Annotated in this window: 22 protein-coding genes; 7 read left to right on the forward strand and 15 right to left on the reverse strand. The window is 67.3% G+C overall.

Going from position 1 to position 19,301, the window contains the following annotated elements; all coding sequences use genetic code 11:
• Nucleotides 1-105 precede the first annotated feature (105 nt).
• Complete coding sequence (locus ACSC1S_RS12880; RefSeq protein ID WP_435364676.1) at nt 106-966, reverse strand: mechanosensitive ion channel family protein; 861 nt, start codon at nt 964-966, stop codon at nt 106-108.
• Between the two features lie 98 nt (nt 967-1,064).
• Here ACSC1S_RS12880 and ACSC1S_RS12885 point away from each other — a divergent pair, with 98 nt between their 5' ends.
• Nucleotides 1,065-1,286 (forward strand): hypothetical protein, encoded by a 222-nt coding sequence (locus ACSC1S_RS12885; RefSeq protein ID WP_435319255.1) that lies wholly within the window; start codon nt 1,065-1,067, stop codon nt 1,284-1,286.
• 37 nt (nt 1,287-1,323) lie between these two features.
• Here ACSC1S_RS12885 and ACSC1S_RS12890 read toward each other — a convergent pair whose 3' ends face one another.
• From ACSC1S_RS12890 to ACSC1S_RS12905, 4 genes are all read right to left on the reverse strand, one after another.
• Nucleotides 1,324-2,013, reverse strand: a complete 690-nt coding sequence (locus tag ACSC1S_RS12890) for a helix-turn-helix domain-containing protein (protein WP_435364677.1) — start codon at nt 2,011-2,013, stop codon at nt 1,324-1,326.
• A 23-nt stretch (nt 2,014-2,036) separates the two neighbouring features.
• Nucleotides 2,037-2,810 (reverse strand): Nif3-like dinuclear metal center hexameric protein, encoded by a 774-nt coding sequence (locus ACSC1S_RS12895; RefSeq protein WP_435364678.1) that lies wholly within the window; start codon nt 2,808-2,810, stop codon nt 2,037-2,039.
• Nucleotides 2,811-2,960: 150 nt separating this feature from the next.
• The gene (speB, locus tag ACSC1S_RS12900) at nt 2,961-3,773 is read right to left on the reverse strand and encodes an agmatinase (protein ID WP_435364679.1); all 813 of its coding nucleotides are present in this window, start codon (nt 3,771-3,773) and stop codon (nt 2,961-2,963) included.
• Nucleotides 3,774-4,151, reverse strand: coding sequence for a translation initiation factor IF-5A (locus ACSC1S_RS12905; RefSeq protein WP_435364680.1), 378 nt, complete (start codon nt 4,149-4,151; stop codon nt 3,774-3,776).
• A gap of 190 nt (nt 4,152-4,341) precedes the next feature.
• On the opposite strand from ACSC1S_RS12905, the gene ACSC1S_RS12910 reads away from it, so the two are divergent.
• Nucleotides 4,342-4,632 carry a hypothetical protein gene (locus ACSC1S_RS12910; RefSeq protein WP_435364681.1) on the forward strand — a complete coding sequence of 97 codons (291 nt, stop codon included), beginning with the start codon at nt 4,342-4,344 and terminating at the stop codon, nt 4,630-4,632.
• Nucleotides 4,633-4,635: 3 nt separating this feature from the next.
• On the opposite strand, the gene ACSC1S_RS12915 is transcribed toward ACSC1S_RS12910, so the two are convergent.
• Nucleotides 4,636-5,712: an aminotransferase class I/II-fold pyridoxal phosphate-dependent enzyme gene (locus ACSC1S_RS12915; protein WP_435364682.1), complete on the reverse strand. Its 1,077-nt coding sequence runs from the start codon at nt 5,710-5,712 to the stop codon at nt 4,636-4,638.
• A 360-nt stretch (nt 5,713-6,072) separates the two neighbouring features.
• Between ACSC1S_RS12915 and ACSC1S_RS12920 the strand changes: the two genes are divergently transcribed.
• The gene (locus ACSC1S_RS12920) at nt 6,073-6,309 is read left to right on the forward strand and encodes a hypothetical protein (protein ID WP_435364683.1); all 237 of its coding nucleotides are present in this window, start codon (nt 6,073-6,075) and stop codon (nt 6,307-6,309) included.
• Here ACSC1S_RS12920 and ACSC1S_RS12925 read toward each other — a convergent pair whose 3' ends face one another.
• From ACSC1S_RS12925 to ACSC1S_RS12940, 4 genes are all read right to left on the reverse strand, one after another.
• Nucleotides 6,310-7,992 carry an ABC1 kinase family protein gene (locus tag ACSC1S_RS12925; protein WP_435364684.1) on the reverse strand — a complete coding sequence of 561 codons (1,683 nt, stop codon included), beginning with the start codon at nt 7,990-7,992 and terminating at the stop codon, nt 6,310-6,312.
• Between the two features lie 6 nt (nt 7,993-7,998).
• Entirely contained in the window at nt 7,999-8,358 is a 360-nt protein-coding gene (locus ACSC1S_RS12930; protein ID WP_435319263.1) for an Hsp20/alpha crystallin family protein, read from the reverse strand.
• A 75-nt stretch (nt 8,359-8,433) separates the two neighbouring features.
• Nucleotides 8,434-9,231 (reverse strand): GIDE domain-containing protein, encoded by a 798-nt coding sequence (locus ACSC1S_RS12935; RefSeq protein WP_435364685.1) that lies wholly within the window; start codon nt 9,229-9,231, stop codon nt 8,434-8,436.
• A gap of 77 nt (nt 9,232-9,308) precedes the next feature.
• Nucleotides 9,309-10,058 carry a hypothetical protein gene (locus tag ACSC1S_RS12940; RefSeq protein WP_435364686.1) on the reverse strand — a complete coding sequence of 250 codons (750 nt, stop codon included), beginning with the start codon at nt 10,056-10,058 and terminating at the stop codon, nt 9,309-9,311.
• Between the two features lie 107 nt (nt 10,059-10,165).
• On the opposite strand from ACSC1S_RS12940, the gene ACSC1S_RS12945 reads away from it, so the two are divergent.
• On the forward strand, nt 10,166-11,386 hold the full coding sequence (locus tag ACSC1S_RS12945) for a molybdopterin molybdotransferase MoeA (RefSeq protein WP_435364687.1): 1,221 nt from the start codon (nt 10,166-10,168) through the stop codon (nt 11,384-11,386).
• Nucleotides 11,383-13,266, forward strand: coding sequence for a molybdopterin biosynthesis protein (locus ACSC1S_RS12950; protein ID WP_435364688.1), 1,884 nt, complete (start codon nt 11,383-11,385; stop codon nt 13,264-13,266). The genes ACSC1S_RS12945 and ACSC1S_RS12950 overlap by 4 nt, the downstream gene beginning before the upstream one ends.
• Before the next feature lies 1 nt (nt 13,267).
• Here ACSC1S_RS12950 and ACSC1S_RS12955 read toward each other — a convergent pair whose 3' ends face one another.
• From ACSC1S_RS12955 to ACSC1S_RS12965, 3 genes are all read right to left on the reverse strand, one after another.
• Nucleotides 13,268-13,960, reverse strand: coding sequence for an HAD family hydrolase (locus ACSC1S_RS12955; RefSeq protein WP_435364689.1), 693 nt, complete (start codon nt 13,958-13,960; stop codon nt 13,268-13,270).
• Nucleotides 13,961-14,078: 118 nt separating this feature from the next.
• A complete protein-coding gene (gene lwrS / locus ACSC1S_RS12960) occupies nt 14,079-14,450 on the reverse strand; it encodes an LWR-salt protein (protein ID WP_435364690.1) in 372 nt (123 codons plus the stop codon).
• A gap of 13 nt (nt 14,451-14,463) precedes the next feature.
• Entirely contained in the window at nt 14,464-14,739 is a 276-nt protein-coding gene (locus ACSC1S_RS12965) for a 4a-hydroxytetrahydrobiopterin dehydratase (protein ID WP_435319270.1), read from the reverse strand.
• Nucleotides 14,740-14,835: 96 nt separating this feature from the next.
• Here ACSC1S_RS12965 and ACSC1S_RS12970 point away from each other — a divergent pair, with 96 nt between their 5' ends.
• Complete coding sequence (locus ACSC1S_RS12970) at nt 14,836-15,663, forward strand: hypothetical protein (RefSeq protein WP_435364691.1); 828 nt, start codon at nt 14,836-14,838, stop codon at nt 15,661-15,663.
• Between the two features lie 41 nt (nt 15,664-15,704).
• Nucleotides 15,705-17,219 carry a PQQ-dependent sugar dehydrogenase gene (locus ACSC1S_RS12975; RefSeq protein WP_435364692.1) on the forward strand — a complete coding sequence of 505 codons (1,515 nt, stop codon included), beginning with the start codon at nt 15,705-15,707 and terminating at the stop codon, nt 17,217-17,219.
• On the opposite strand, the gene hemA is transcribed toward ACSC1S_RS12975, so the two are convergent.
• Nucleotides 17,203-18,558 (reverse strand): glutamyl-tRNA reductase, encoded by a 1,356-nt coding sequence (gene hemA, locus ACSC1S_RS12980; RefSeq protein ID WP_435364693.1) that lies wholly within the window; start codon nt 18,556-18,558, stop codon nt 17,203-17,205. The genes ACSC1S_RS12975 and hemA overlap by 17 nt on opposite strands.
• A complete protein-coding gene (locus ACSC1S_RS12985) occupies nt 18,555-19,202 on the reverse strand; it encodes a precorrin-2 dehydrogenase/sirohydrochlorin ferrochelatase family protein (RefSeq protein ID WP_435364694.1) in 648 nt (215 codons plus the stop codon). Before ACSC1S_RS12985 ends, hemA begins: the two co-directional genes overlap by 4 nt.
• Nucleotides 19,203-19,301: the final 99 nt, after the last annotated feature.

Here is a 19,301-nt window from a genome sequence, read left to right on the forward strand (position 1 = left end):
GAATCGCGTCACTGCCCGACGTTCTCCGGCCACCGACATAAACCGGCTGCGGTCCGGCAGCGCCGGTGCACTGCCGGCGACGCTGGAACACCGCCTGCGACGGGCTCAGGACTCGTTCGCGGCGACGCGCTCTGCGGTCTCGATGGACCCCGAGAGCTCGCGTTGCGGGGCGGGGAGCGAGATACCCTCGGCGTCGTAGCGCGCCTTCACGTCCTCGACGAACTCCGAGCGGATGCGCACGAAGTCGGTCCGGGCGGGCTTGTCGATCCAGAAGCGCGACTGGAGGATGACCGCCGAGTCACCGAGCTCCTGGATGCGGACGCTCGGGCCGGGCCGGTCGAGTATCTCCTCGTTCGCCAGCGCTTCCTCGACGATGATGTCCTGGGCGCGCTCGAGGTCGTCCTCGTACCCGACGCCGAACGGGAACGTCACCCGGAGGCGGTCCTTCGCGACCGGGTTCGTGATGGTGTTCTTCGTCAACTCCGAGTTCGGGACCGTCACGAGTTCGTTGTCGAAGGTGTGGATGCGAGTCACCCGGAAGCTGATGTCCTCGATGATGCCCTCCCTGTCCTTCCACTGGATCCAGTCACCGATGTTGTACGTCGGGTCCGCGACGATGAAGACGCCACTGACGAAGTTCCCCAGCACGTCCTTCGAGGCGAAGCCGATGGCGATTGTCGCGCCCGCAGTGATGGCCTCCGTCGCGGCGAGGAAGCTCGCCAGACCCGAGACGGTGATGGCCGTGAACACCGCGAACACGCCGAACACGGCGTTCAAGGCCTTGAGGAGCGGGAGTTCGACGGTGTCGTCGATGTCGAGGGCATCCATCAGCCAGCGGGCACCCGGGACCACGAGGTACCGCCCCGGCAGGTAGATGACCGCCGCGACGGCGAGAAAGACCGCGCCGTCCTGCAGGACAGTCGCGAGCTCCGCGAACACCTGCTCGAGCGAGCGAATCTGGGTCATCGAACCGACACTGCACAGCGAACGCTCTTAGTACCGCGGGTCGTCACATAACCGACAGGAGCGAAAGGTCTTCCACGGTCGGCGGCGATGGGGGAGGTATGCCCCTCGGGGAGACCGACACCGACGTCCTCGCCTACGAGCTGACACAGACCGATTTCGACGCCGTCGAACGCGACGGCTACCGCGCCGAATGGAACGTCGAGGGAACGGAGGTCTACGTCACGGACCTGGCGACGGACGGGGTCGTCGAGTACAACGCCGAGGACCTCGTCCGGGCGACCTCCGACCAGGAAGTCGAGAACGCCAGATCCAGTCAGTAGCACACGAAAGGGTGCTGCGCTCCGTACAGCCCCGGTCTCAGTCCGTGACCGATTCTTCGACGAGGGACCGAACGGCACGGCGGAACCGCTCGGAGGCGGCGTTCTCCGAGATATCCAGTCTGCCGCTGAGTTCAGCAAGGGACACTTCGCGAGGGATAGAGAGGTAGCCGCTGTCGAGCGCTTCCAGGAGTATCTCGCGCTGTGCAACCGTCAGCTTCGGCCCCTTCCCGACGCCCCAGTCGGTCTCCTCGTACATCCGGTCGAAGCTGAACGAGATGTCGTTGTCACCGCAGAACTGGTACACCTGTTCGAGCGATTCACGGTCCGGGAACCGGACCCGGCACCACCACCCCTCGTTCGTCCCGATGGCCTCCTGGAGGACCCCACCGACGTCCATCAGGACCGGCATCAGGTTGGCATCCCTGCCGAGGTCGTCGAAGGTGAGCCGGTACAGCCGCCGGTCGCCCACTTCGGCCAACATCGTGAAATCGGCCATCGCCGAGTCGTCGGTGATGGCTGCCTCGACGCCCTCGAAATCGGCCGAGGTTATCCACGCGAGCATCTTCGTCAACCCGGTTTCGGTCTCGTACGTCTCCTCCCAGACGACCTCGATATCGCGAACGCGTCGCAACGCTTCGCGGAGGACTGGGTGGTCGATGGTGAATTCGGCGATGAGCATCGAGATGTGTCTCGTTACGTCACCTCTAACGAGAAGGACCTTAATCATCAGGGCCGACCGGTCGAGGTGACTCAGATACCGGTGGGGACGTCGAAGAACGTCGTCTCCAGCGGTTCGTCCCACTCCTCGACCCACGACTGGAGGTTCCGGACGCCGAACGTCTCGGTCGCGTAGTGGCCCGCGAGGACGACCGTGAGCCCCGCCTCCTGGGCCTCGTGGTACGTCTTCTGCTTGCCCTCGCCCATGATGACGGCGTCGACTCCTTTGGCTGTGGCTTCGTCGATGTAGTCCGACCCGTCGCCGGTGACGATGGCGACGTGTTCCAGCTCGGCCGGGCCGAAGTCGAGCACCTGGACGGGCTGGTCGCCGGTCGAGAGGTCGGTGGCGAGTTGGTCGCGAAGCTCGTCGGCCGTGTGTGGCTCGGGCAGGCGACCCTGCTGGCCGGCGTGCTCCGGGCCGACACGACCGAAGGGTGCCCGGTTCGCGAGGTCCAGCAGGTCGGCGACACCGGCCGCATTGCCGAGGTCGGGATGGCCGTCGAGCGGGAGGTGCGAGACGTACAGCGCCACGTCGTTCTCGACGAGCGGGGCGATGCGGCCGTACTGACGGCCGGTGATGCGCTCGATGCCGCCCCACGAGATGCCGTGGTGGACGACGATGGCGTCCGCTCCCCAGTCGGCTGCCATGTGGAACGTCTCCTCGACACCGTCCGTACAGAACGCGACCTGCTCCACGTCGGCCTCCTCGGGGCCGACCTGCAGGCCGTTCGCGCTGGCGTCGAGGTCCGCCCAGTCCCCGGTACGCAGTTCCTCGTCGAGTCGGTCACAGAACTCGGTGAGCTTCATGGCTGCACCAACGGCTGCGAGGAGGAAAAGCCCCAGTGATTGGCGAGCAGGCGGCAGACTGTCCGACCGGGAGTGTGCCGCACAACCGCTGGCTCCCGGTCGGTGACTCGTCAGGGCACGACGGGTCTGGGCCCGTCTTCACTGAAAAACTCAGTCGTCGCTGGCCGCGTCCGCGAAGACGAACTCCCGGAGGAGCTTCCCGCCGAGTGCGGCGGCCTGGCCGTCGTCGCGGTCGTTGACCTCGACCACGTCGAAGCCGGTCACCTGTCCCGACTCACCGAGTGCGCGGACCACGTCACGCATCTCGCGCGGCGCGAGCCCGAACGGTTCCATCGTTCCCGTCCCGGGGGCGAACGCGGGGTCTGCGCCGTCGATGTCCACCGACAGGTACACCTCGCGGTCGCCGACGTCGGGCTCCCAGTCGGCCACGTCTTCGGGGGCGACGACCGTCACGTCGGCCTCGGCGGCCCGGTTCCACTCCGCCTCGGAGCCGGTTCTGGCCCCGAGGATGACGGCCTCGTCGGCGATGTCGAGGACGTGTCGGGTGACCGTCGCGTGGCTCAACTCGTTGCCGTCGTACTCGGCTCGCAGGTCGAGATGGGCGTCGAGACAGACGAACACGTCTGGGTCGACCGCGCGGACGTTCGCGAGCGTGACGGTGTGTTCTCCGCCGAGGAGGAGGGGAATCGCGTCGTCCCACACGGCGTCCCGGCAGACACCTTCGAGGTAGTCGAGGTACTCGGCGGCGTCGTCCCAGGCGCGGACGTCACCGTGGTCGTGGACGCCGAGTTCGGAGAAGTACCGGTCCGTCCGGTGGTCGTAGTCGTCGTACGTTTCGGAAAAGCGGCGAACGCGGTCCGGTCCGAACCGCGTGCCTGGTTGGAAGGTCGTCGAGATGTCGAGTGGAGCTCCGACGACCACGTAGTCGGCGTCGTCGCGGTCGGCGAGCGCTCCGGGGAACATCTAGACGATCTTGCGCTGTTCGTCGAGTTCGAGGTACTCGATCTCGTCGTCGGGCGAGGCGTCGAAGTCCTCGGGGATGGACATCGTGATGGTCTCGTACGTTTCGAGGTCCATGACCTGTGCGACGGTGTCGGACTCGACGGAGACGATCTGGCCCTGCTTTCGCTCGATGATCGGGACCCAGCACTTGGCGTCGACCGGCTGGGACATCGAACGCTTCTTCCCGTCGAAGACACCGACGGCCTCGACGCGAGCCTTCGCACTCCCGTGCTTGCCCGGCTTGGCTGTGGAGTAGTGGTTGATCTTACACGCGGCGTCGTTGATAACCACGTAACTGCCTTCGCGGAGGTCACGAACTTCCTTTTGCTCTTTAGCCATGTTCCTGCGTTCCCCCCGTATCGGTATAAACGGTTTGGAACGGTCCAGCGCTCGCGGGGACTACGGGGCGTCCGTCTGTCGACTACCAGCCGCTGTGTGCACCGGAACCGACCGGGCGGCACAGGTACCCGAACTGCCTGCGAGCACGTATCAATACGTCTATAAGTTCTCGCGAGGCGTCACGAGGGGTATGAGCACCACGATGCCCCAGCCCGAAGCCAGTTCGGTCGCGAAGATCTACTACGCCGACGACCAGCCCGCCCAGGTCGACGCCGCCTTCGTCATCGAGGGGTGGGACTGGGTCGTCGGGTTCGACCAGGTCAACACCGAGGACTACGACTACGTCTCCATCCCCATCGACCGGGTCGTCGGCGTGATGTCGCCGCAGTACACACAGTTCTCGCACAACGGTCGCCGCGTCACCGCCTACGGCGTCAACGACGTCGAGGTCGAGGAGTTCATCCACCTGCTCCCGCTGTAGGACCTAGTTCTTTCCGCCGCGCTCGATGACCCGCGCAACCCGGTCCAGTCCCTCCTCCAGCTCGTCGGTCGGCAGCCCGAACCCGAGCCGCCAGTAGTTCTCGAAGCCGAACAGGTCACCCGGTGCAAGGACGACGCTCTCCTCCTCGACGACGGCGACACAGAACTCCCGGGCGTCCGCGAACCCGTCCGGCGTCGAGATGAACCCGTTCACCCCAACGGGGTCGTACCAGTCGAGACCGTGTTCCTCGACGAACTCACGGACGATGTCCCGGTTCGTCTTGGCCAACTCGCGGTTCTCGGCCAGAATCTCGTCCTCCTGCTCGCCGAGTGCCTGCTTCGCGACGTGCTGGCCGAAGATGGGCGGCGAGATGGTGGTGTAGTCCTTCCACTCGACCGCCTGCTGGACCACGTCCTCGGGGCCGGCTATCCACCCGAAGCGCAGGCCCGCTAAGCCATACGCCTTCGTCAGGCTGGTCGTCGAGATGCCCCACTCGCCCAGGCTGGCGACGGGCGGGAGCGGGTCGTCGTCGAGCAGTCGGTACACCTCGTCACAGAGCAGGTACGCCTCGTTCTCAGCCGCGAGGTCGTACAGTTCCTGCACCTTCGACTCGTCGTGGTACCGCCCGGTCGGGTTGTTCGGGTTGTTCAGCACGACGAGTTTCGTCTCCTCGCGGATTTCGTCGGCGACTGCATCGACGTCGAGTCGCCAGTCACCCGCTGTCAGCGAGACGCGGGTCACGTCGCCCACCGCGTCAGGGACGGCGTGGAGCGCCTGGTAGGTCGGCGTGACGACGACGGCGTGGTCGTCCTCGTCGAGCAGCGAGAGGAATATCAGCAGGTTCGCCTCCTGTGTTCCGCAGGTGAAACACACCTCGTCTTTCTCCCGGCCGTAGCGCTCGCCGATTTCTGCCCGGAACTCGGGGTCCCCGTCGGTCGGGATGACGTAGTTCAGCTCGCCGGGGTCGGTGTCGAAGCGCTCGGAGTCGAGGGGGCGAATCCCGGATTCAGCGAGCATGATATCCGCGCCGTGTTCGTACTGCCCGAACCAGCGTTCGAGGCCGAAGGGCTCGATGTCCATGGCTGGTGGTGAGTGGGGCTGGTAGAAAGGTCGTTGGGTGTCGCTGTTGGGTGGTGGTGGATGAGTTGTGGGTCGGTCTGTTGGGTGGTGGTGGATGAGTTGTGGGTCGGTCTGTTGGGTGGGTGGGCGCTGCGCTCGTGGTGCGTGCCGACGAGCAGGTCACTCGCGCTGGTGCAATGGAGACCGCACCACATCCTCCCCAGCCGACTGTGCTCCTCGGCCACAGGCCTGCGGTGCTCGTCCCTCGCGCGCTTCGCCGTCCACCTCGCTGACGCTCGGGGACCGGCTCCGAATCACGCGCCAGAGTGAAACATAGGTACTGGCCGCAACACACACCTCTCCCGGCAACGAGCGAGGTGCATGAAACCCCCAATCTGTCGCCTCTGCGGCCGTGACTTCAGACACGAGGGACCCGACGACGACGGCGACCTCGTGACCTTCGCGATGGACGAAGACGACGAATTGCCCGAGGGACCCGGACACCCGCCCCACATGGCGTGGTTCTGCGCAGACCACGTCGCTTCTGCCAGGGAGATGACGGACGCGACGCTCTCGGAGGCACTCGCACAGCTGAAAATCGACAGGCAGGAGAACTGACTACTCGTTCCCGCGGCGCTCTCTGAGGTTCTGGCGGGTGAACTGTGGCTGCGCCCGGATACCCTTCTTCGTCCGGAACGACCGCCAGAGGGCGACGAGCGTGAGCAGCGAGAACGCCGCGATGATGCCCGCGGCCCGGACCTTCCAGACGCCGCCCGCGGCGAATAACACCGACGAGGAGACCAGCCCGAACGCGAAGAACAGCGCGTACATCAGCCGTTTCGCCAGTTTGTCGAGGGTGCCGCTGGAGTCGTTGAGTTCGATCTGCACCGTAAGGTTCCCGCGCTGGGCCCGGTCCAGCGTGTTCTCCAGTTTCGGCGGGACCCGGAGCATCGACTGTGCGGACTCCCAGGCCTGGTCCTTCGTCTGGTCGACGAACTGCTTGATGGACTCCTCGCGGTAGCCCTCCTCGGTGAGGTACTCCGTCGCCGTACTGATGAAGTCGAAGTTCGAGTCCAGCGTGACACAGACGCCCTCGACCACGGTCGCGACCCGGAGGACGAGCGCGAGGTTCGCCGGTAACCGGAACGGGAACTCGTAGATGGAGTCCTCTATCTGGCCGACGATCTGGTTCACGCGGTACTGCTCGATGTCGTCACCGCGGGCGTCCGCGATGGCGAGTTCCATCACCTCGCCCATCACCTGCCGGTCGGCGGTGGGCGAGAGCGTCCCGATGGCGATGAGCGAGTCGAGGATGCCGTCGATGTCCTGGTTGGCGACGGCGATGTAGAACTCGACGATCTTCTCCTGGACGAACGAGTCGACCCGGCCGGACATCCCGAAGTCGTAGAAGATGATGGCCCCGTCGTCCCGGACCGCGAGGTTGCCGGGGTGGGGGTCGGCGTGGAAGACACCGTCCTCGATTATCATCTTGAGGTAGGCACGCTGGAGCGTCTCGGCGACCGCGCTCCGGTCGATATCCTTCGCGTCGAGTCCGTCGACGTCGTTGATCTTCGTGCCCGTCACGTAGTGCATCGTGAGTACGCGGGGGCCGGAGTACCCCGCGAGCACGTCCGGGATGACGATGTCCTCGTCGTCGGCGAAGTTGTCGCGAATCTCGTTCAGCATCCGGGCCTCGCGCTGGTAGTCCATCTCCTCGCGGATGGTCTTCGCGAACTCGTCGGCGAGGTTCTCCAGCGAGAACGCCCGCGCTTCGCCCACGAACCGCATCAACAGCGGGAGCGACCACTTGATGACCGTGAGGTCGGCCTCGACGAGCGACTCGATGTTCGGCCGGCGAATCTTGACGGCGACCTCCTCCCCGTCGACCCGGGCGCGGTACACCTGCCCGAGGCTCGCGCCGCTGATGGGCGTGGTGTCGAACTCGTCGTACACCTCCTCGATGGGGCCGAGTTCGCCTTCGATGACGACCCGGGCCTCGTCCCAGGGGGCCGCCGGCACGTCGTCCTGCAGCGACGCGAGCACGTCGATGTACTCGGCGGGCAGGATGTCCGGGCGGGTCGACAGCAACTGGCCGAGCTTGATGAACGTCGGTCCGAGCGTGAGCAGCGAGTCGAGCAGTCGTTCGGCACGACGGACCCGCGTCTCGGGGCTGACCTGTCGCTTTCCGCCGAACAGCAGGTACTTCCGGCGGTCACGGGCGTACGCGAGCAGCAAGGGGAGGAACTGACGCGCGACGACGAAGAAGCGCCAGTAGGCGCGGAGGTTTACCAGCGTGACCACCCGGGCTTACTCGGCGTCCGTGATCTCGATGGTCGTCTCCTCGGCTGCGCCGCGTTTGGGCAGCGTGAGCCGGAGGACGCCGCGCTCGACCGACGCTTCGGCTCCCTCGGCCGTCGCGTCCGGCGGCAGGGGGAGTTCGGCGTCGAGGAACATCGACCGGTCCTCCCGGTCGTAGCGGAATTGGGGCGGGACGTCCTTCTCGCGGCGTGCCTCGATGGTGAGACGGCCGTTCTTCACGGAGACGTCGAGCGTGTCGGCGGTGACGCCCGGCAGGTCGATGACCAGCAGATACGCCTCGTCGGATTCGAGGAAATCGGCGAACACCGCGTCCGGAAGCTCCCGTAACGCGTCACGCAGCGCTGACATGCCCGACTCTTGGTATCGGGGGGCGAAAAAGGCCGCGGATGCGGTACCGCAGGAGCGAGAGACCATGCCAGCGAGTCACAGCCAGGCGACGGTGAACACGAGACAGGCGACCCCGATGACGGTCGGCACCGCCGCGCGGTACAGCAGTCGGCGGACCGCCCCGCGCTCGCTGGTGTCCGAGATGAGAAACGGCGGCTCCATCGCGCGGGCAACCAGATTCCCCAGGAACCCGCTGTCGAGGCGTTTCGGCGCGCCGACGATGGCGTACAGCCGCGACCCGAACTCGCGGTCCGGGTCGGGCCGGCTGTGGCCGAGGACGTGGACCGTCTCCCCGATGTCGAGTCGTTCCTCGCTGTAGCGCCGGTCGTTGCCCGTCTTGAGTTTGAACAGCTTCAGGTCCATCGACGTGTTCTCCGAGTCGACCTCCTCGTTGGCGTCGATGAACTGCTGGACGGTCTCCGGTGGCATCGTCCCACCGTCGACGTGGATACGGCTCGACTCGTCGAGCGAGAACCGCGCCCCACGGGGGTCGACCAGCACCTGCCCGGTGTCGTCTTCGACCCGGAAGGGCCGCCACCAGGTGCCCTCGTCGATGGTCGCCCAGTGGCTGTTCTTCCCGCTACTGCGGTACTCCTCGACCGTCCAGCGACAGACCAGACAGTGGGCGTCCGTGAACGGCGACCGGACGTACTCCTCGTGGAGCTTCGCGGTCCCCTCTATCTCGAACGGGCCGCTGTTTCGTGCTTCGTAGGCCGATTTCGGGTCGTTGGCCTGGATGCGGTAGGCGTCCCGGAGGACGAGACCACCGTAGCCGAGGAAGGCGACGCCGACGAGGGTGAGCAGGAGTGCGAACGTGGAGAGACCGAGGACCATATCCGGTGTTCAACACCGTTCCAGATAACTGTCACGTCTGGGCCGGACAGCCGTCCGACCGGTCCGGCAGGCAGCCCTCACCCAAACACGAGATAGCCAACCCCGGCCCCGCCCACGAGCAACAGGACACACAGCCAGAACAGGTGCGACACCAGCCGTCGCCGGAGGACGACCCCACGACGGGCGTCGGCGAGCAGCCCCTGGTTGGCCGCGAGGTCGTCGTCCGACGCGACGAGGGTCGGTTCGCCCCGACGTTCCTCGACGATCCCGTGGACGTACACGTCCTCGCCGGGGTCGAGCTGGCCGGTCCGGACCATCTTCGCGGTCGCGAGCTCGAACGGCGAGTCGTCGATGAAGTCCTTCCCGGCCCGGCGCGACGACCGGACAGCTCGGTCCTCGTCCTCGGAGTCCAGCGACTCCGGCGTGAAGAACAGGTCGAGCCCGGTGGGGTCGACGCGGACCTCGCCGCTGTCGTCGCTGACGACGAACGTCGTCCCGTCCTCGATGTCGTCGATGGTCTCGGTGTGGCCCTCCCCGTCGACACCGATGTGATTCACGTCGCTCTGTTCCCTGAGCGTGTAGTCGTAGACGAGACAGCGGTCGGCCGTCACCGGCGAGGTCACGGTCGCCGACTCGGTGATGGGTTCCGCGGTCCCTTCGACCGTGACCCATTGCCCGACGGTCACGTCCGCGGCCCTGCTCGGCCGGTGCCGGAGGAACCAGCCGGTTCGCCGGAGCGGCCCGACAGCCATTCCCAGAGTGAAGATGATAACGAAGCCCAGTATCCCGACGACCTCGACGGGGCTCGGACCAGCCTGAAGTATCAAATTCCCAATCACAGGTACCACACAGTTAACATCAACTCGATTTGAAATTTTTGGTCCGGGAGTCCGGTCGACCGCACGTTTTTGCCGCTGGCGCGGGGAGAGAGAGTATGGACGAGGACAGGAAGGAATCCGGTTTCAAGGACCGGACGCGCGTCGACGACGCGCGGGAGGCGTTGGCGGACCGGGTGACACAACTCGACCGCACGGAGACGGTCACGGTCGCCGAGGCCGATGGTCGGGTCCTGGCGGAACCGGTCGAATCCGACCGGAACGTGCCGAACTACCCGAAGGCAGCGATGGACGGCTTCGCGGTCCGGGCGAGCGACACCTTCGGCGCGAGCGACCGCTCCCCGGAGATACTTCGGGTGGTCGACGCGGACCCGATGCCGGGTGAAGCGGTCCGGGTCCACACCGGGAGCGCGCTCCCTGGCGGGGCCGACGCCGTCGTCATGATAGAGCACACCGACACCTTCGGTGACGAGGTCGAGGTGTTCGACGCGCTGGCAGAGGGCGAGAACGTCGCGCCCGTGGGCGAGGACGTACGCGAGGGCCAGCACCTCTACGACCCGGGCCACCGGCTCCGGCCGTCGGACCTGGGGCTACTTCGGTCGGTCGGTATCGAGTCCGTCTCGGTGTTCGAACCCCCGAGCGTCGGTGTGATTCCGACGGGTGAGGAACTCGTCGAGTCGGACCCCGGTCCGGGCGAGGTCATCGAGACGAACTCGCTGACCGTCTCCCGGCTCGCCGACCGCTGGGGTGCCGAGACGACCCGGTACGACGTGGTCACGGACGACTACGAGCAACTGAAAACGGCCATCGCCGACGCCTGCGAGGACCACGACGTGGTCGCGACGACCGGCGGTTCCTCGGTCGGCGAACGCGACCTCGTCCCGGAGGTCGTCGACGAACTCGGCGAGGTGTTCGTCCACGGCGTCGCCCTGAAGCCCGGCCACCCGGTGGCGCTGGGCGAGGTCGACGGAACCCCCGTCGTGATGCTGCCGGGCTACCCCGTCGCCTGCATCGTCAACGCGGTGCAGTTCCTCCGGTACGCCGTGAAGTGGACCGGCTCGCTCCCCGTCGAGGAGCCGCCGACGAACCCGGCGATGCTCGACCGGAAGATACCGAGCGAACCCGGTGTTCGGACGTACGCGAGAGTCCGGTTCGACTCGAAGGACGGCCAACGAGTCGCGGTCCCGGTGCGAGCAGGCGGTTCGGGCGTACTCTCCTCGGTGGCGCTGTCTGATGGGTGGGTCGAGATACGCGAAGGCATCGAAGGCCTGCCGGAAGGCGACCTCATCGCGGTCCAGAACTGGGAGTGGTCGGCATGAGAAAGGAGTTCCGCGACCTGGCTCCGCCGGAAGACGCACACGAAGCTATCGCCAGTCTGGACCTCGAACCAGCTGCAGAAACCGTCCCCCTCGAAGACGCCCGCGGGCGCGTCCTCGCCGAGCGGATCGACGCGACCATCGACGTGCCCGGCTTCGACCGCGCGAAACTCGACGGCTACGCACTCCGGGCGAAGGACACCTTCGGCGCGGACGAGGCCGACCCCGCAGTGTTGGACCTGGTCGGCGAGGTCCACGCCGGGGCCGAACCCGATGTGGAAGTGGGCGTCGGCGAGTGCGTCGAAATCTCGACCGGGGCCGTCATGCCCGACGGCGCGGACGCGATGGTCATGGTCGAGAAGACCGAGGAATCCGACGACCGCGAGCACGTCAGCGTCTACACCGGCGTCGCCCCCGGCGACAGCGTGATGTTCGCCGGCTCCGACGTCGCGGCGGGCGAACGAGCCCTCGGGCCCGGCACTCGACTCACCTCGCGCGAAATCGGCCTGCTCTCCGCGCTCGGGGTCGAGGAGGTCCCGGTCAAGGGCAAACCAGTAGTGGGTATCGTCTCGACCGGCGACGAACTCGTCCGCCCCGGCGGCGAGTTGCACTCGGAGCGCGGGCAGATATACGACGTGAACAGCTACACCACCGCCACCGGGGTCGAGGAGGCGGGCGGCGTCCCGAAGCTCTACCCCCACGCCGGTGACGACTACGACGAGATGGAGCGAATCCTGGTCGAAGCCAGCGAGGAGTGCGACCTCGTGCTCTCGTCGGGGAGCACGAGCGCCAGCGCGGTCGACGTCATCTACCAGGTCATCGAAGACCAGGGCGAACTCCTGCTCCACGGTGTCGCCGTCAAGCCCGGGAAGCCGATGCTGGTCGGTCGTCTTGACGATTCGGCCTACGTCGGCTTGCCGGGCTATCCCGTCTCGGCACTCACCATCTTCCGCACCTTCGTCGCCCCGGCCATCCGCCGGGCGGCGGGCCTGCCGGAACCCCGAACCGCCACCGTCGAGGGGGCGATGGCAGTGCAGGAACGGTATGCTGAGGGGCGGATGCGGCTCATGCCCGCCGGACTGGTCGAAGACGAGGACGGGAACACGCTCGTCTACCCGGTCGACAAAGGGTCGGGCGCAACGACCAGCCTCGTCGAGGCCGACGGCGTGGTCGAGGTTCCTGCCGACACCGAGTACCTCGACGAGGGCGAACAGGTGCAGGTCCAGCTGTTCTCGCCCGACGTGCGCCCGCCGACCGTCTTCGGCGTCGGCGAGGACGACCCACTCCTCTCTCGCGTTCTCGACCGGCTCGGCTCCCCGCGGTACCTCTCGGTCGGTTCTCGGCAGGGACTGCGCCGGCTTCGGTCTGGGGTTCCGGACTTCGTGGTCACTGCCGGCCCCCTCGACCGCGAGGTCGATTCTGAAGTACTCGGCTCGTGGACCCGCGAATGGGGCCTCGTGGTCCCGGACGGGAACCCCAAGAATATCGAGGGGCTGGCCGACCTCGTGGACCGGAAGCTCCGGTTCGTCAACCGGACGACCGACTCCGGGTTGCGAACGAGTCTCGGGAACGCGGTCGCCGAACTGGCCGAGGAGCGCGGCGAGGACCGCCACGACGTCGTCTCCGAAATCGACGGGTTCGACCTCTCCCTGCGGGCCCACGAGAGCCCGGCCCGGAAGGTGCTCGCTGGCAAAGCAGACGCCGGCCTCGGCCTGCGAGCGACCGCCGTGAAGCTGGACATGGACTTCGTCTCCCTGGGCGAAGAACAGGTGCAGGTGCTCGCGAATCCTGACAGGGTCGAAAAGTCCGGGATGCAGGTCTTGAAGGCGGTGCTGGGGGCACTGGACGACGAGATGGCGACCCTCGCGGGCTACGACTCGTAACTCAGTCGCTCGCCGTCCCGGAATCGACCTGCCGCCACAGTTCTTCGAAGTTCGTCACCCGGTAGTCGCCCATCACGCAGTGGCCGCGCTTCTCGTGGCCGTGGCGCTCGACGTGGATGGCGTCGAGCCCGGCGTTCCAGGCCGCGCCCACGTCACAGCTGCCGTCGCCGGCCAGCACGCCGTCGGCCACGGACCCGAACCCGCCGTCGGAGGCGACCCGCCGATGGTCGATGTCCATGTCCGAGAGCGCGCGGTACACCGGCTGCGGGTCCGGTTTCCAGCCCGTGTCGTCGGTACAGCAGACGATGGTGTCGAACCAGTCGCGGATGTCCAGGTGGTCGATGACGGGGTCGGTGAGGAACTGCTGGCAGTGGGTCACGAGGCCGACCGGGGCGTCGAGCTCCCCGACGAACTCCGCGTCCGGGTGCAGGAACGTCCGTTCGGCCCGCACGTCGGGGTTCTCGATGGAGTGGAACGCGGGCCAGAACTCGGCGGGGTCGATGCCCCATTCCCGAAGCTGGTCGTCGCGCTTGCCCGTGAGGCCGTTCCAGATGATGTGTGCCTCGCGGTCTGTGAACTCCCGGCCGAGGATCGCGCCGACGTCGTCGAACACCTCGCGAGTGTAGGACCAGTCGACGTCGATGAGCGTGCCGTCGAGGTCGAACAGCCAGAAGTCGTAGTCCGCAGGTCGCATAAGGAACAGAACGTAGGCAATATTCGGCTAAATGCTTTCCGGCTTTCGTGACACTGCAGCAGCAGCAATTTCCGGCGAATCGAGCGACTGCGACAGGATTCGTTGCCAGGCAGCCGTCTCAGTCCTGGACCTGTATCGAGCTCCCCAGGTACTTGTTCAGCACCTCGTGGACCGAATCCGCCCGGAACAGGTCCAGATTGTCGCCGATAGCTTCCTTGAGCGCCGAGAAGTACTCGTCGTCGGTCCGAAGCCCGCGGAACTCGACGAAGAGCACGGTCACACCCAGTTCGTCCTCGGCCAGTTCGCGGACGTGGGCGGGGTCGTTCAACTCGCCGCGCCAGAGGTTGTCCCGGAAGAAGAGCCAGCCGTCGGTCCCGGGCTCGTCAGCCTCGCGCAGCAGTGTGGTCTCGAACTCGTTCGGGGTCACCGAGACGTCGGCGCTGGCCGGGTCGAGGCGGAACCGGACAGCGACGACGTACTCGGCGTGCATTGTCGGCTCCGTCTCAGACTTCCCTGTTCAGGAACTGCGCCATCTCGATGTCCTTCTCGGTGATACCACCCTCCTCGTGGCTGGTGAAGCGGACCTCGACCTTCTTGTACCGGATTATCATCGTCGGGTGGTGGAACTGGGCTTCGGCGATCTCACCCGTCAGTTGCGCGAAGTTGACGCCTTTCATGTAGTCGTCGAACTCGAAGGTCCGGACGATCTCGTCACCGTCGAGCGACCACCCCTCGGGAAGTTGCTCCTGGATTTCGTCGGTTGACAGCACGTCGGCCATGGCGGAGACATCGATGCCGGTTCAAATAATCGTTGGGGCACAGACATTGCACTGTCCGGGGGAAACGTGATACGGGCCGCCGTCGAATCGCCGGCCGTGCCCCCGACCTCCAGGAGAGCGGTCCTCGCAACCCTCGGCCTCGGCGCGCTCGGCTCCTCCGGGCTCTCGTCCGCCACACACGACACGTCCCGCCCGACCGCCCGCCTCGCGGTGCAGGTCCATCCCGACAGCCGGTTCGGCTGGTCGACACGGACGAGACAGGTCGCCCAGGCCGTCGCGAACGGTGTCGACCAGGTCGCGTACCGGCTCGAACACGGGCACGACGTGGCCGTCGACGTGTCGGTCACCCGTGGCGCGCCGATTCCCGAGTCACGGGTCGGGATGGGGACGTACCAGCAGTTGTTCGCCGACGTGGAGTCCTGGCTGCGCGACGCGGACGCCTACGACCCGACCGCCTGCCACCTGTTCCTCCCGAACGAGCCGTACAACCAGGCGCTCGGCTACGGCGGCGCGAACGGCGTCGTGGGCGACGGGGGTGCCGTCGCGTTCGCCAACGTCGGCGCGACCGGCACCTGGGACGGCCGCGCCGTCTCGGAGAACATCGCGGTCCACGAGTGGCTCCACACCGTGCTGACCGGTGACGCCGCCGAGACGCAGGTCGACTCCCGGTGTGAACACGACCTCGGCGCGGTCGTGATGCGCGAACTCGGGACCGTCCTCGTCACGCCCATGGCGACCGCGTACGCCGACGACACGGTGTTCGGCGGGGAGACCCGCTGGCACGGCTCCGGCTGTTACACCCACGAGGCGTTCTCCCAGCACGACGGGCTCGAACTGCGCCCGCGGCGCTGGGAACACACCTGGCAGTTGAGCGAGGCGACGCTCCGGGCCGTCGCCGCGTACGTCACGGAGACCCTCGTCTGAGTGACCGGCCACCTTTCCTGCTGGCGACCCTACCCGACCACATGACAGGGAGACCACTCGCCGGGGGCCGGCGTCGCACCCGTCGCCAGTTCCTCGCCAGTGCTGCGGCGGCGGGCGGTGTCGCACTCGGCCCGGGCTGCGTGACAGGACGCCTCGGCACCGCTGACGACACCGGCCTCGCGGCCGGCCCGACCATCGCGCTCGAACCGGTCGCCGAGGGCTTCACCGCCCCCCTCGGTGTCGAGTTCGCTCCCGGGGACGACCGCCCCTACGTCGTCGACCAGACCGGCACCGTCGACGTGGTCGAAGACGGCGAGCGCAGCCGCTTCCTCGACGTGCGCGACCGAATGGTCTCGCTCGGTGGCTACGAGGAGCGCGGGCTGCTCGGCCTCGCCTTCCATCCCGAGTACGAGGAAAATGGCCGCGTCTTCGCCCGCTACAGCGCCCCGCGGCGGTCCGGCACCCCCTCGAACTACTCCCACACGTTCGTGCTCGCGGAGTTCACCGCCGACGGCGATTCGGCCCCCACTGGTAGCGAGCGAACCGTCCTCGAGATTCCGCAGCCGCAGCCGAACCACAACGCCGGTGCCATCGATTTTGGGCCTGATGGATACCTCTACGTCGCAACCGGCGACGGCGGCGGCGCGGGCGACCGCGGGACGGGCCACGTCGCGGACTGGTACGACGCGGTCTCGGGCGGCAACGGCCAGGACGTGACCGAGAACCTGCTCGGGAGCGTCCTCCGCATCGACGTGGACGGGCGCGACGGCAGCAAGCCCTACGCCATCCCCGACGACAACCCGCTCGTCGGCCGCGAGGGCCTCGACGAACACTACGCCTGGGGGTTCCGGAACCCGTGGCGGATGTCCTTCGCGGGCGAGGACCTGCTGGTCGCCGACGTGGGGCAGAACCGCTACGAGGAGGTCAGTCTGGTCCGTGCGGGCGGCAACTACGGCTGGAACGTCCGCGAGGGCGCACACTGCTACTCCGCGAGCGACTGCCCGACCGAGACGCCCGACGGCGACCCACTCGTGGACCCGGTCGTCGAGTATCCCCACGAGCGCGACGGCGAAACCCTCGGCATCGCGGTCGTCGGCGGCTACCTGTACCAGGGTGATGCGGTTCCCGAACTCGCTGACCGGTACCTCTTCGGCGACTGGCGCGGCGGTTCGGGCGGCAGACTGTACGTGGCGGACCCGACCGACGACGGCCAGTGGCCGATGGCAAGCGTGCAGGTCGCGGGCCAGGGGACGGTCCTCGACGCCCTCCTGCTCTCCTTCGGCGAAGACCACGACGGCGAACTGTACGTCGGCACGACCCGGAGCACGCGGCTGTCGGGTGACTCGGGAGTCGTGTCGCGGGTGACGGCCGCAGGAAGTGACGGCGGCGGCGAGAGCACCGCACCGGACAGCACGGAGTCGGCTGCGGATGGCGATGATGGTGCTGGCGAAGGGACCGGCGATTCGGGCGCGACGCCCGGCTTCGGCCCGCTGGCGGCGCTGGCGGGGCTGGGAATCGGTGGATACGCGGCTCGAGAACTCAGTCGTCGTCGCTGAGCGCGCCGACCGGGGCGTCCGACGGGAGTTCGTCCGCGACGCCCTCGGGGATCTCGTCGGGCATCTCACCCATCTTAGCGAACTTCGCGATCGGCGGGGCGTCGGCCCCGAAATCGGGGTCGAACAGCTGGAGCGCGGTGTTGATGGTCGTCCAGTCGTCCTCGGCGGCAGCCTCGCGCAGGCTCTTGGTCGGGGCGGAGAGCAACTGCCCGACGAGCGAGTCCGCCATCGATTCGAGCACCTCGCGCTCCGCCTCGTCGAGGTCGAGCTTCGACAGCGCCGTCTCGACCTCGCGCTGTTTCATGCGGTCGGCGGACTCGTACATCGCGGCGATGACCTCGTCGGCGCGCTTGCGCTTGTACTGGTCGAGCAGCAGGTCGAACTCCTCGTCGATGAGCGCCTCGACGGCCTCGGCAGCCTCGCGGCGCTGTTCGCGCGTCTCCTCGGTCACGTCCTCCAGCGTGTCGAGGTCGTACACGGTCACGTGGTCGAGGTCACGGGCCTCGGTCGCCACGTCCCGGGGTTGCGCGAGGTCGACCACGACGTGGTCGTTCCCGTCGTCGAGGTCGGCCGCGGTGAGAACCGGGTCGTCGCTCCCGGTGGCCGTGACGACCACGTCCGCGCGGTCGACGACGGTCGTGAGCGCGGCCAGCGTGACCGCCTCGGTGTCGATGTCGACCTGCTCGGCGAGGTGCTCGGCGTGGGGCAACGTGCGGTTCGCGACCACGAGGTCGGTGACGCCGCGGTCCGCGAGGGCGCGGGCGGCCAGCGTGGCCATCTCGCCCGCGCCGACGACCAGCGCGGTCGCGCCGTCGAGGTCCCGCTTCGTGGCGACGAGTTCGGCGGCGGCCGAGCCCAGCGAGACGACGCCCTCGTTGATGTCGGTCTCGGTTCGGACGCGCTCGCCCACGTGGATGGCCTTCAGCACCGCGTCGTCGAGCATCTGGCCGATGCCGTCCTCGGCGCGGGAATCCTCGTAGGCGGTCCGGACCTGGCCGAGGATCTGGTCCTCGCCGAGGACGAGGGAGTCCAGTCCTGCGGCGACCCGCAGCAGGTGGCGCAGGCTCTCCTCGTGGCCCAGGTACTCGACCACGTCGTCCGGCACGTTGTTCGCGTAGTCGGTGATGACGGCCCGCCCGGTGACGGGGTCGTCGGTGACGACGTACGCCTCGGCACGGTTGCACGTCTGGAGGCAGTACGCCTCTCTGACACCGTCACGGGCGCGGAGCGTGGCGACCACGGCTCGCTGTGACTCGCCGCTTGCGGCCGCGATGTCGTCGACGCTAGCCGTGGAGTGCGAGACACGTACGCCGGTGATGACGCCTGTTCCTGCGTTCATTTCTCGGTGAGTGCGCGGTCCCGAAGGACCTCACGCGCTATCTGACGGGGCTTGGTGTTACCAGTACGTAAAACTGTCCAAACGTCATCCTGTCTGACGACGTCCCGCACGACGGCCCGGCGTTCGGCCGGATCCACGCCCCGTGACTGCAGTTCGTCGCGCAGGTAGCCAGTCAACTCGGCCATGGCACCTGCGCCGGCCAGTTCGTCCTCGAGTCGCTCACGGAGGTACTTCGAGAGGGCGGGCGATGCGCCACCCGTCGAGATGGAGACGACGACCGGGTCGTCACGCACCGTCGCCGGAACGACGACGCTCCCGCGCTCCCTGCTCCCGTGGATATCGGTCCGGTTGACGAGCACGTCTCGTGCCCTCGCTTCCTGCTCGATGGCGGCGTTCAACTCCCCGTCGTCGGTCGCCGCGACCACGAGCATCGGGTCCAGTCGGTCCAGCCAGTCGGGCACGTCCTCGGGGTCGAGGATGGCGTGGACCAGCTCGGCACCGCCGAAGTCGGCCTCGGCGAAGTCGGGACTGACGACGACGACGCGCGCCTCGCGGGCGAACCGGCGGGCCTTGCGGGCCCCGACGCGGCCGCCACCGACGACGAGGACGGTCTCACCCTCGAAATCGTGGAGTAGCGGTATCATAGGCCCCTCCGTTGGTGGTCGAACGACACTGTCTCGTGCTGTGGATTGGACGAGATGCATAAAAGGGTAGCGTCGACTCTCACCGCGCTGGAACGGTCC

This window comes from Haloarchaeobius pelagicus (genome assembly GCF_051207375.1).
Classification (GTDB): Archaea; Halobacteriota; Halobacteria; order Halobacteriales; family Natrialbaceae; genus Haloarchaeobius.

Excerpts from the sequence above, each read along its gene's own strand:
- ACSC1S_RS12880 (WP_435364676.1), bottom strand. The coding sequence starts at position 966 with ATGACCCAGATTCGCTCGCTCGAGCAGGTGTTCGCGGAGCTCGCGACT.
- ACSC1S_RS12885 (WP_435319255.1), top strand. The coding sequence starts at position 1,065 with ATGCCCCTCGGGGAGACCGACACCGACGTCCTCGCCTACGAGCTGACA.
- ACSC1S_RS12890 (WP_435364677.1), bottom strand. The coding sequence starts at position 2,013 with ATGATTAAGGTCCTTCTCGTTAGAGGTGACGTAACGAGACACATCTCG.
- ACSC1S_RS12895 (WP_435364678.1), bottom strand. The coding sequence starts at position 2,810 with ATGAAGCTCACCGAGTTCTGTGACCGACTCGACGAGGAACTGCGTACC.
- speB (WP_435364679.1), bottom strand. The coding sequence starts at position 3,773 with ATGTTCCCCGGAGCGCTCGCCGACCGCGACGACGCCGACTACGTGGTC.
- ACSC1S_RS12905 (WP_435364680.1), bottom strand. The coding sequence starts at position 4,151 with ATGGCTAAAGAGCAAAAGGAAGTTCGTGACCTCCGCGAAGGCAGTTAC.
- ACSC1S_RS12910 (WP_435364681.1), top strand. The coding sequence starts at position 4,342 with ATGAGCACCACGATGCCCCAGCCCGAAGCCAGTTCGGTCGCGAAGATC.
- ACSC1S_RS12915 (WP_435364682.1), bottom strand. The coding sequence starts at position 5,712 with ATGGACATCGAGCCCTTCGGCCTCGAACGCTGGTTCGGGCAGTACGAA.
- ACSC1S_RS12920 (WP_435364683.1), top strand. The coding sequence starts at position 6,073 with ATGAAACCCCCAATCTGTCGCCTCTGCGGCCGTGACTTCAGACACGAG.
- ACSC1S_RS12930 (WP_435319263.1), bottom strand. The coding sequence starts at position 8,358 with ATGTCAGCGCTGCGTGACGCGTTACGGGAGCTTCCGGACGCGGTGTTC.
- ACSC1S_RS12935 (WP_435364685.1), bottom strand. The coding sequence starts at position 9,231 with ATGGTCCTCGGTCTCTCCACGTTCGCACTCCTGCTCACCCTCGTCGGC.
- ACSC1S_RS12945 (WP_435364687.1), top strand. The coding sequence starts at position 10,166 with ATGGACGAGGACAGGAAGGAATCCGGTTTCAAGGACCGGACGCGCGTC.
- ACSC1S_RS12950 (WP_435364688.1), top strand. The coding sequence starts at position 11,383 with ATGAGAAAGGAGTTCCGCGACCTGGCTCCGCCGGAAGACGCACACGAA.
- ACSC1S_RS12955 (WP_435364689.1), bottom strand. The coding sequence starts at position 13,960 with ATGCGACCTGCGGACTACGACTTCTGGCTGTTCGACCTCGACGGCACG.
- lwrS (WP_435364690.1), bottom strand. The coding sequence starts at position 14,450 with ATGCACGCCGAGTACGTCGTCGCTGTCCGGTTCCGCCTCGACCCGGCC.
- ACSC1S_RS12965 (WP_435319270.1), bottom strand. The coding sequence starts at position 14,739 with ATGGCCGACGTGCTGTCAACCGACGAAATCCAGGAGCAACTTCCCGAG.
- ACSC1S_RS12975 (WP_435364692.1), top strand. The coding sequence starts at position 15,705 with ATGACAGGGAGACCACTCGCCGGGGGCCGGCGTCGCACCCGTCGCCAG.
- hemA (WP_435364693.1), bottom strand. The coding sequence starts at position 18,558 with ATGAACGCAGGAACAGGCGTCATCACCGGCGTACGTGTCTCGCACTCC.
- ACSC1S_RS12985 (WP_435364694.1), bottom strand. The coding sequence starts at position 19,202 with ATGATACCGCTACTCCACGATTTCGAGGGTGAGACCGTCCTCGTCGTC.